The sequence below is a fragment of the Pseudomonas sp. GW821-FHT09C10 genome, assembly GCF_059418085.1.
Window position 1 is genome coordinate 1 of sequence record NZ_JBWKPE010000007.1, and the last position, 9,838, is coordinate 9,838.

Sequence of the window (9,838 nt, forward strand, 5' to 3'; positions counted from 1 at the left end):
GCCCCAAAACACAGCCCCGGACCTGCCTGGCACACTGCAGCGCTCTTATTGGGGCTGCTGCGCAGCCCAACGCGGGCGGTGCGACGATTCGACGAGCCCGCTCGCCACAGGTTACTGTTTGCCCGTTCTATCTCTTAACTGATCGGCATTAGGGCTTGCCCCCTCCCACATTTAACACCGTCGGCCTTGGGAGATCAGCGATAAACCAGCCCACCGTCGATCAACGGCGCCTGTCCGGTCATGTAATCTGCGTCCGGCCCGGCCAGGTAGGCCACCAACCCCGCCACATCCTCCGGCGTTTCCGCACGGCCCAGGGCAATCCCATCCACATACTGCTTGTAGGTCGCCCCCACTTCGGCACCGGTAATCTCGGCCATGCGCTTGTCGATCTCCACCCACATGTCGGTGCCGACCACGCCCGGGCAATAGGCGTTGACCGTGATCCCGGCACTCGCCAGTTCCTTGGCCGCCGCCTGGGTCAAGGCGCGCACGGCGAACTTGGTGGCCGAGTACACGCCCAGCAGCGCGAAGCCTTCGTGGCCGGCGATGGAACAGGCATTGATGATCTTGCCCTTCTGCTTGAGCGCCTTGAATTTCCTGCCGGCAGCCTGGATGCCCCACAACACGCCCTGCACGTTGATGCCCAGGGTGCGCTCGACCTGTTCCGGGCTGACGTCCAGCAGCGCGTCGATCTGCGCGACCCCGGCGTTGTTGACGATAATGTCGAAGCCGCCGAGGGTCTGGTGTGCATGTTCGACCGCCGCCACCACCTGGTCGCGCTTGGACACGTCGGCGATAAACACCGAGGCCTTGCGCCCCAGGGCCACGACTTCGGCGGCCACGGCTTCGAGCTTGGTGCCATTGATGTCGACCAGGGCGATGTCGGCACCGTCCTGTGCCAGGCGCAGGGCGATGGCCCGACCAATGCCCTGCCCGGCGCCGGTCACCAGCGCAACTTTTCCAGCGATACCCATGATGATCTCCTGCAAGGGTTAGAGAAGTTCTGTCTATCGCAGGTGGGCACGCAGGCTGTCGAGAGGCACGTCATTCAGTGGGCGGGCTGAGACGGGACGTCTCACTTGTAAAACCGAGCGGTTATGCCTAGCTTATGCGCCCCCCGCCCTGCGCTTTAAGGCCCTCCCCCATGGTTTTGCGTTTTCGTCCCGTCGTCAGTACACGTTTCGCCCTCGGCCTGCTGCTCAGCGGCGGGATCGGCAACAGTTGGGCGGCACAACTCGAGCTGCCGGCGGTGCAGGTCCAGGGCGAGGACGCGTCCGGCTATCGCGCAGACACCGCCTCGGTCGGCGGCTTCAATGAGGCGCCGCTGCTGGACACTCCAGCCTCGATCACGGTGATCAATGCCGCGCTGATCAAGGACCAGCAAGCGCGCCTGCTCAGTGAAGTGCTGCGCAACGACGCTTCGGTGGGCGATAGCTACGCCCCCATCGGCTACTACGAAAATTTCGTGGTGCGTGGCTTCTCGCTGAATGCGGCGAGCAGCTACAAGATCAACGGACGCACCATCACCGGCGAGCAGAACGTCGCCCTGGAAAACAAACAGCAGGTGGAAGTGCTCAAGGGCCTGGCCGGTTTGCAGAGCGGAATTTCCGAACCCAGCGGCGTGATCAACTACGTGACCAAGCGCCCGGAGGATGTGCGCCAGGTGACGGTGTCCACCGATGACCGCGGCAGCGGCTATATCGCCACCGACGTGGGTGGCTGGTTTGGCAGCGAGCAGCAATTCGGCCTGCGGGCCAACGTCGCCCATGAAGACCTCAATTCCTATGTGGAGCACGCCAACGGCCAGCGCGACTTTGTGTCCCTGGCCTTCGACTGGAACATCAGCCCCGACGCGGTGCTGCGACTGGACGCGGAATACCAGAACAAGCAACAGCGCTCGGTACCGGGCTACCAGTTGCTGGGCGGCACCGAGGTGCCCCACGACGCCTCGCCGAAAAAACTGCTGGGCCACCAGAGCGGTTCCAGGCAGGTCGGCATCGATTCGCTGAACCTCAACGGCACGTTCGAGTACCGCTTCAGCGACCAGTGGAAAGGCAGCGTCAGCGCCGCGCGCAGCAAGGTGGTGATCGATGACTACAGTTCGTTTGCCTGGGGCGGCGACACCAACGGTGTCGGCAACCACTTCACGCCCGAAGGCAACTACGACGTCTACGACTACCGCAGCCCCGACGATACCCGCCGTGACGATGAAGTCCAGGCGGCGATGACCGGCCTGTTCGACACCGCAGGCATCGGCCATGAACTGACCTTCGGCACCAGCGCGTTTCGCCGGGTGATCGACAAGCGCAAGTCCGTCAACGAGTACATCGGCACGGCCAATATCGACGCTGACGCGCCGACGTTCACGCCCACCGACAAGCCGTTGAACGACAGCCATCGCACCCTCGACAGCCGCCAGTATGGCCTGTTCGTCACCGACCGCATCCGCCTCAACGAGCACTGGCAAACCCTCCTCGGTGGCCGCGAAGTGCGCCTGGATGAAAAAGCCTTCGACGGTGTCACTGGCAACCAGGCCCGCCATACCCAGCAATACGTGTTCCTGCCCCAGGCATCGTTGATCTACAAACCGGTGGAAAACATCTCGCTGTACACCAGCTACAGCAAAGGCCTGTCCCTGGGCGGCACCGCGCCGTGGTTTGCCAGCAACGCCGATGAAACCCTGGCCCCGACCACCTCGCGGCAAATCGAGGCCGGGGTGAAATACGACTGGCGTCGTATCAGCTTCGCCGCCGCTGTGTTCCAGACACGCCAGGCCTACCAGTACGCCAAGCCGGAGGGTGCCGGCCAGTTCACCTACGTGCAGCAGGGCGAACAGAAAAACACCGGCGTGGAACTGTCGGCCAACGGCTGGGCCACCGAGCGCCTGCAGATTTCCACCAGCGTGGCGGCGATTCGTGCACGGGTCAGCGGCAGCGGCACACCGGCATACGAAGACCACCAGGCGATCAACGTGCCCAAGCTGCGCGCCAGTGTGTACGCCGATTATGCGTTGCCGTGGGTCAATGGCCTGGCGGTGCTCGGCGGCGTGCAATACAGCGCCAATAAGTACGCCAATCGCAGCGGCAATGTGGAGGTGGGGGATTACGCGGTGGTCAACGTCGGCAGCCGCTACACCACCAAGATCGACGGCTACGAGACGGTGTTGCGCCTGAGCGTCGACAACCTGTTCGACAAGCGCTACTGGCGCGACGCGGGCGAGTACATGGGCGATGACTATCTGTTCCAGGGCGCGCCGCTGACGGCGCGCCTGAGTGCTTCGGTGAACTTCTGACACTTACTGCTGTGGCGAGCGGGCTTGGCGAATCGTCGCACCGCCCGCGCTGGGGGGCGAAGCGCCCCTGATGAAGACGAATGGGGTATATCAGGCACTCCTCTGCGCCTTGTTTTGGGGCTGCTGCGCAGCCCAGCGCGGGACAAGCCCGCTCACCACAAAAGAGCCGTCTTCAACCGCCTATTCAGGCATCTTGCGGAAACCTACCGCGAGGCGGTTCCAGCTGTTGATCGTGGCGATGGCCACGCTCAGGTCGACTTGCTCCCGGGGGCTGAACTCGGCGGCGAGCGCGGTGAAGTCTGCGTCCGGGGCGTGGGTCTGGCTCAGCAGCGTCAGGCTCTCGGCCCAGGCCAATGCCGCGCGTTCACGCGGGGTGAAGAACGGCGTTTCGCGCCAGGCCGACAAGGTGTAGAGGCGACGCTCGGTCTCGCCACCCTTGCGGGCATCGGCGGTGTGCATGTCCAGGCAAAAGGCACAGCCGTTGATCTGAGAGACCCGCAGGCGGATCAGCTCCAGCAATGGCAGTTCGATGGAGAGTTTGCCGACGGCGGCTTCCAGGGCAAGCATGGCTTTCATGGCGTCTGGGGAAGCGGTGTAGAAATCGGTACGGGCTTGCATGCGGAACTCCGGAACGGTGGGAAGTGGTGGCTAGGTTAGCCACCGGGCCGTACGGGAGAAATAGCCAATTGCGGGGAAGAACAGGTGACCAATGGTGCGATCAACCTGGTAATGGAATCACCCGCAACGGTCGCACCGATTTATAGGAAAAACTCGAATAGATTTCCTTGACGCACGGCAGCGTCTGCAACACCTCCCGCGCAAACTCGCCGAACGACTCCAGGTCCCTGGCCACCACCTCGAGCAAGAAGTCATAGCGTCCCGACACGTTATGACAGGCCACGATTTCCGGAATATCCAACAGACGCTGCTCGAACGCCCGGGCGATTTCCTGGGTGTGGCTCTCCATCATGATGCTGACAAACGCCGTCACCCCATACCCCAGCGCCTTGGGCGAGAGGATCGCCTGGTAGCCGCTGATCACCCCGCTCTCCTCCAGGTTCCTGACCCGTCGCCAGCACGGTGACGTGGTCAGGGACACGCGGTCGGCCAGCTCGGCCACGGTTAAACGGGCATTGCCTTGCAGGGCGTTTAATAACGCTTTGTCGGTGCGATCCAGCGTGATGGGCATGATGTGCCTCTGTTTATTGTTTTTAGCGAGTTTTCATCCCAGGACACTGGATTTGTCGGCAAAGTTTGGAAAATCCAGCCGTGGTTATAAGCATAGCATTGTAGGAAATAAGGAGCGCCCGACATGAACACTAAACACAATGCATTCGGCTTTTCCACCCGTGCCATCCACCACGGCTACGACCCCAAGGACCACCACGGCGCACTCGTGCCGCCGATCTACCTGTCGGCCACGTTTGCCTTCCCCACCGCCGAATACGGCGCCGCCTGTTTCGCCGGAGAGGCCGGTGGCCATTTCTACACGCGCATTTCCAACCCGACCCTGGCGCTGCTGGAGTCCCGCATGGCCACCCTGGAAAACGGCGAGGCGGCGGTGGCGTTCAGTTCCGGCATGGGCGCGATTGCCGCGACGTTCTGGACCCTGCTGCGCCCGGGCGATGAGGTGATCGTCAGCCAGACACTCTACGGCTGCACCTTCGCCCTGCTGCATCACGGTATCGGCGAATTCGGCATCAAGGTGCGTCATGTGGACCTCACCGACCTTGCGGCCCTGCAAGCGGCGCTGAGCCCCGCCACGCGCATGGTCTACTGCGAAACCCCGGCCAATCCCACCCTGCAACTGGTGGACATCGCCGCCGTGGCCGCCCTCGCCCATCAACAGCCGAACGTGACCGTGGTGGTGGATAACACCTACTGCACGCCGTATCTGCAACGGCCGCTGGAACTGGGCGCCGATGTGGTGGTGCACTCGGCCACCAAGTACCTCAGCGGCCATGGCGACATCACCGCCGGCATCGCCGTGAGCAACCAGGCCCTGGCCCAGCGCATTCGCCTGCAAGGCCTCAAGGACTTGACCGGCGCGGTGATGTCGCCCCAGGACGCGTCGCTGTTAATGCGCGGCCTCAAGACGCTGGCCCTGCGCATGGACCGCCATTGCAGCAACGCCCAGGCCGTGGCCGAAGCCTTGCAGGCGCATCCCGCCGTGGAGTGGGTGACGTATCCGGGGCTGCGCGGCTTCGCGCAACACGCATTGGCGGCGCGGCAGATGAGCCAGGCCGGCGGCATGATCGCCTTCGAACTCAAGGGCGGGATCGACAGCGGACGACGCTTCATGAACGCCCTCACATTGTTCACCCGCGCGGTGAGCCTGGGCGACGCCGAGTCACTGGCCCAGCACCCGGCGAGCATGACCCATAGCACCTACACCCCTGAAGAACGCGCGCATCACGGTATCAGCGAAGGCCTGGTGCGTTTATCGGTGGGGCTTGAGGATGTCGCCGACCTGTTGGCGGACGTGCAGCAGGCGCTGGCCAAGTGCACCCGCGCCGTACCGCGCGAAACGCCGATGGCGGTACAGTCGGCGCGATAAGCCCCAGGCCCTCGGTTGTGCTTTCCCACGACGGTGGCCGGACGGATCCGACCACTGTTGGCCGGGCTTAATGCGGTTTTTTGCCGATTGGATCCCCCTGCCGCCGCCAGGCTGTACTAGCATACGTCCTGCATTCGACACTCATGGACGAACTGATGAATTCACACCTGTTCCCACATATAGGCAAGGTCATCGCCAGCACCGGCAGTCGCGATTTCCCACGCATGCTGCATGACCTGATCCTCACCCAACTGGCAGTGGACGCCACCCATATCACCCAATTGCGCGTGAGTTCCGAAGGTCACACCCGCCGCAAGATCAGCCCGGTCTACACCGATTCGGTGGCGGCCCTGGGCGATGCGCAACCGGCCGCACAATTGCACCTCACACGCCACAAGGATGATGTGCGCTACGTGCTGTCGGTGTACCGCTCCCACCAGTCAGAAAGCTTTTCGCCCCAGGAACGCAGCATGTTGCAGGACTTCTCCACGCTGTTGTTGCCTTTGGTGGAAAAACACATCACCGCGATTCAGCCATGCCGCGGTGACAGCGACCCGCACCTATCGCAGAACCAGGGCATCGATACCCTGCGTCGACGCATTCAGGAACGCCTGGTGCAATCGGGGCTGAGCCTTTCCAACCGCGAGCTGGAGGTGTGCGTGGGCCTGCTGGCCGGGCGCACGGCGCCGGAGTTGGCGGAGCAACTGGCACTGAAGGTCAACACCATTGAAAGCTACCTAAAGCGGGCGGCGATCAAGCTGGGGATCAGCGGGCGGCATTCGTTGTTGCGGTGGATGTACTCCACCGACGACACCGCGCTCTAAGCCCTCTCCCCGCAGCTGCCTCGCCGAGGTTCGGCAGCTGCGGGGAGGTCAATCCCGTGCCAACGCTTCAATCGGGTCCAGCCGTGCCGCGTTCCTCGCCGGCACGAAGCCGAACACAATGCCGATCAGTGTCGAGCAGCCAAACGCCATGATGATCGACCCCAGGGAAAACACCATCTCCCACTCTTTCACAAACAGCGAAAACAGATAGCCGATGGCGAAGGACAGCGCGATGCCAATCATCCCGCCGATCAAGCACACCATCACCGCTTCCACCAAAAACTGCTGGCGAATATCCGACTGTCGCGCGCCCACCGCCATGCGAATACCGATCTCGCGGGTGCGCTCGGTGACCGACACCAGCATGATATTCATCACGCCAATGCCCCCCACCAGCAAGGAGATCACCGCGATCAACGACAACAGCAGCGCCAGGGAACGGCTGGTTTTCTGCACCGTCTGCATGATGCTGTCGAGGTTATTGGTGAAGAAATCCTTGGTGCCGTGGCGTTGCAGCATGAGCGCATTGACGTTGTCTTCTACCACCTTGCTCGGCTGGCCGTCCTTGATGCGCACGGTGATGCTGTCCAGATGGCGCTGGCCTAAGAGACGCCCTGCCGCTGTCTCATACGGCACCCACACGTTGAGTGCCTTGCTCGCGGCGAACATGTTCTTATTGTCCGCCGTCACGCCGATCACCGTGCACGGCAGGTTGCCCACCAGGATCACCTGGCCCAGCGGATCCACATTCGGCCCGAACAGGCGTTGCCGGGTATTGTGGTCGATCACCACCACCTGGGCCTGGCGCCGTGCATCGCTTTCGCTGAAGGCGATGCCGGCTTCGAGTTTCAGACCCTTCACCTTGAAGTAGCGGTCGCTCACGCCATTGACCTGGGCGTCCAGGTCGATATTGCCGAAACGCAGCAAGAGGTTGCGGCCCACCACCGGGGTGGCGCTGTCGACGTAGTAGAGCCGGTTCAGGGCATCCACATCCGAGGGCATCAGCGTCTCGATGGCCGAAGCGCGGCTGTCGCCGAAACTGGTGCCGGAGAAAATATCGATGGTGTTGCTGCCTATCGCCTGGATGTCCTTGAGCACATAGCGTTTTGCGCCTTCGCCGATGGCCGAGATCGACACCACCGAGGTGATGCCGATGACGATACCCAGCATGGTCAGCAAGGTGCGCATGCGATGGGACACCAGCGCGACCCAGGCCATGTTGAACGCCTCCTTGAACAACCCCAGGCTTGCCACCAATCGGCGTGCGCCGCCGCGCCTGGCCTCGAGCGGCGCCTCGGCAGGCAGGTCCAGGCCACTGCTGGCATTGGCCTTGTCACTGATGATCTCGCCGTCGCTGACCTCGACGATGCGTTGGGCATTGGCCGCCACTTTCGGGTCATGGGTGACAATAATCACCGTGTGCCCGGCCGCGTGCAGTTCGGCCAGGATGCGCATCACCTCCTTGCCGCTGTGGGTGTCGAGGGCGCCAGTGGGCTCGTCGGCGAGGATCACTTCCCCGCCGTTCATCAAGGCCCGGGCAATACTCACCCGTTGCTGCTGGCCGCCCGACAGCTGGCTGGGCCGATGGCTGGTGTGGCTGACCAGGCCCAGTCGTTCCAGCAGCTCACGTGCGCGGCTGTGACGCTGGGTCTGCGGGGTGCCCGCGTAGATCGCCGGCATTTCCACGTTGTGCAACGCGCTGAGGTGCGCCAGCAAGTGGTAGCGCTGGAAGATAAACCCGAAGTAATCCCGGCGCAGCTCCGCCAGTTGGTCATTGCCCAGCGAGCGGGTTTCGATGCCGTTGATCCTGTAGCTGCCGGCGGTGGCGTAATCCAGGCCGCCGAGGATATTCATCAGGGTCGATTTGCCGGAACCCGAGGCGCCAATAATCGCCAGCATTTCCCCGGCATGGATGGTCAAGTCGATACCCTTGAGCGCAATGAACTCACGCTCGCCGGCCATGAAACTGCGGGTGATGCCCTTGAGTTCCAACAGTGGCTGGGTCATCCGTCAGTTCCCCGCCACGGTGGGCGACGCGTCACCGATCACCACCTTCTCACCCTCGGCCAGGCCCTCCAGGACCTGCACCTTGACGTTGTTATTGATACCGGTCTTCACCTCCCGCGCCACCGCCTTGCCCTTGGCGTCCAGCACCCGCAGCGAGTAGCGGCCATCGTTGTTGCGCGGGCCGAGCGCGGCCACCGGCACCATCAACGCCGCCTGGGCGGTGTCGAGCACGATGCGCACCTGGGCAGTCATGGCGATGCGCAGGCGATGGTCGGGGTTGGGCACGTCGAACAGTGCGTTATAGAACACCGCCGTGTTCTGCTTGGGGGTGCCGGCAGTCTGGGTTTCGAGGAAGTTCTGCGGCGCCGGTTCCGTACCGCGCAGCTTGGCGTAGTAGCGCTTGTCGGCTTCGCCGAGGATGGTGAAGTACACCTGCTGGCCGGGGCTGATATGAATCACATCGGCCTCCGACACCTGGGCCTTGACCGTCATGGTATCCAGGTCCGCCAGCTTCAACAGCACCGGTGCCAGCTGGCTGGCGATCACGGTCTGGCCTTCCTGGGTGACGATGCCCACCACGTCGCCATCGATGGGCGCAACGATGCGGGTGTAAGCCAGGTTGACCTTGGCGGTGTCGATCTGGATATGCGCACTCTTGATCTGCGCATCCAGGGACAGCAGGTTGGCCTGCTGCACCTGGAACGTCGACTCGGCGTCTTCGAAGTCCTGGCGCGACACCGACTCGTCATCCTGCAAGCCCTTGTAGCGTTCATACACCGACCTGGCCTGCTTGAGCTGCGCCGCCGTGGCCCGGCGCTGGGCCTGGAGGTTTTCCTCATCCACCTGGGCCTTGCGCAGGGTATTTTGCAGGACCAACGGGTCGATTTCGGCGAGCCACTGGCCCTGCTTCACCTTATCGCCGACCTTGACCTTGAGCGACTTCAACTGCCCGGAAACCTGGGCACCGACATCCACTTGCTTGATGCCTTCGAGCACGCCGGTGGCCAGCACGGCGTTTTCGATATCGCCGCGTTCGACGCTGGCCGTAAGGTATTGCGGGGCGTCGGCGGGCGCCTGGACCGTGTAGACGATGAGGCCGATGGCGACGGCCAGGACTGCAAGCAGGCCGGTTTTGCGGAGCTTAGAAGTTTGCATAAA

General features: G+C 63.0%; 8 protein-coding genes. 3 read left to right on the plus strand and 5 right to left on the minus strand.

Annotated features, from left to right (window positions below; genetic code table 11):
• Positions 1-194: 194 nt before the first annotated feature.
• Complete coding sequence (locus tag AC07OT_RS15035; protein WP_495108380.1) at positions 195-974, minus strand: acetoin reductase; 780 nt, start codon at positions 972-974, stop codon at positions 195-197.
• 170 nt (positions 975-1,144) lie between these two features.
• Here AC07OT_RS15035 and AC07OT_RS15040 point away from each other — a divergent pair, with 170 nt between their 5' ends.
• Positions 1,145-3,292, plus strand: a complete 2,148-nt coding sequence (locus AC07OT_RS15040; protein WP_495108381.1) for a TonB-dependent siderophore receptor — start codon at positions 1,145-1,147, stop codon at positions 3,290-3,292.
• Between the two features lie 180 nt (positions 3,293-3,472).
• On the opposite strand, the gene AC07OT_RS15045 is transcribed toward AC07OT_RS15040, so the two are convergent.
• Both AC07OT_RS15045 and AC07OT_RS15050 read right to left on the minus strand, forming a co-directional pair.
• The gene (locus AC07OT_RS15045) at positions 3,473-3,910 is read right to left on the minus strand and encodes a carboxymuconolactone decarboxylase family protein (protein WP_065941158.1); all 438 of its coding nucleotides are present in this window, start codon (positions 3,908-3,910) and stop codon (positions 3,473-3,475) included.
• Between the two features lie 100 nt (positions 3,911-4,010).
• Positions 4,011-4,481 carry an Lrp/AsnC family transcriptional regulator gene (locus tag AC07OT_RS15050; protein WP_027606550.1) on the minus strand — a complete coding sequence of 157 codons (471 nt, stop codon included), beginning with the start codon at positions 4,479-4,481 and terminating at the stop codon, positions 4,011-4,013.
• 123 nt (positions 4,482-4,604) lie between these two features.
• Between AC07OT_RS15050 and AC07OT_RS15055 the strand changes: the two genes are divergently transcribed.
• On the plus strand, positions 4,605-5,849 hold the full coding sequence (locus AC07OT_RS15055) for a methionine gamma-lyase (RefSeq protein ID WP_141157486.1): 1,245 nt from the start codon (positions 4,605-4,607) through the stop codon (positions 5,847-5,849).
• 155 nt (positions 5,850-6,004) lie between these two features.
• Complete coding sequence (locus tag AC07OT_RS15060; protein ID WP_495108382.1) at positions 6,005-6,673, plus strand: helix-turn-helix transcriptional regulator; 669 nt, start codon at positions 6,005-6,007, stop codon at positions 6,671-6,673.
• Between the two features lie 48 nt (positions 6,674-6,721).
• On the opposite strand, the gene AC07OT_RS15065 is transcribed toward AC07OT_RS15060, so the two are convergent.
• Positions 6,722-8,680, minus strand: a complete 1,959-nt coding sequence (locus AC07OT_RS15065) for a MacB family efflux pump subunit (protein WP_495108383.1) — start codon at positions 8,678-8,680, stop codon at positions 6,722-6,724.
• A gap of 3 nt (positions 8,681-8,683) precedes the next feature.
• Entirely contained in the window at positions 8,684-9,835 is a 1,152-nt protein-coding gene (macA, locus tag AC07OT_RS15070) for a macrolide transporter subunit MacA (protein WP_141157485.1), read from the minus strand.
• Between the last annotated feature and the right edge of the window lie 3 nt (positions 9,836-9,838).

What these genes read in the sequence shown, in the direction of transcription:
- AC07OT_RS15050 (WP_027606550.1), bottom strand. Translation starts at nt 4,481, where the DNA reads ATGCCCATCACGCTGGATCGCACCGACAAAGCGTTATTAAACGCCCTG.
- AC07OT_RS15045 (WP_065941158.1), bottom strand. Translation starts at nt 3,910, where the DNA reads ATGCAAGCCCGTACCGATTTCTACACCGCTTCCCCAGACGCCATGAAA.
- AC07OT_RS15055 (WP_141157486.1), top strand. Translation starts at nt 4,605, where the DNA reads ATGAACACTAAACACAATGCATTCGGCTTTTCCACCCGTGCCATCCAC.
- macA (WP_141157485.1), bottom strand. Translation starts at nt 9,835, where the DNA reads ATGCAAACTTCTAAGCTCCGCAAAACCGGCCTGCTTGCAGTCCTGGCC.
- AC07OT_RS15060 (WP_495108382.1), top strand. Translation starts at nt 6,005, where the DNA reads ATGAATTCACACCTGTTCCCACATATAGGCAAGGTCATCGCCAGCACC.
- AC07OT_RS15035 (WP_495108380.1), bottom strand. Translation starts at nt 974, where the DNA reads ATGGGTATCGCTGGAAAAGTTGCGCTGGTGACCGGCGCCGGGCAGGGC.
- AC07OT_RS15065 (WP_495108383.1), bottom strand. Translation starts at nt 8,680, where the DNA reads ATGACCCAGCCACTGTTGGAACTCAAGGGCATCACCCGCAGTTTCATG.
- AC07OT_RS15040 (WP_495108381.1), top strand. Translation starts at nt 1,145, where the DNA reads ATGGTTTTGCGTTTTCGTCCCGTCGTCAGTACACGTTTCGCCCTCGGC.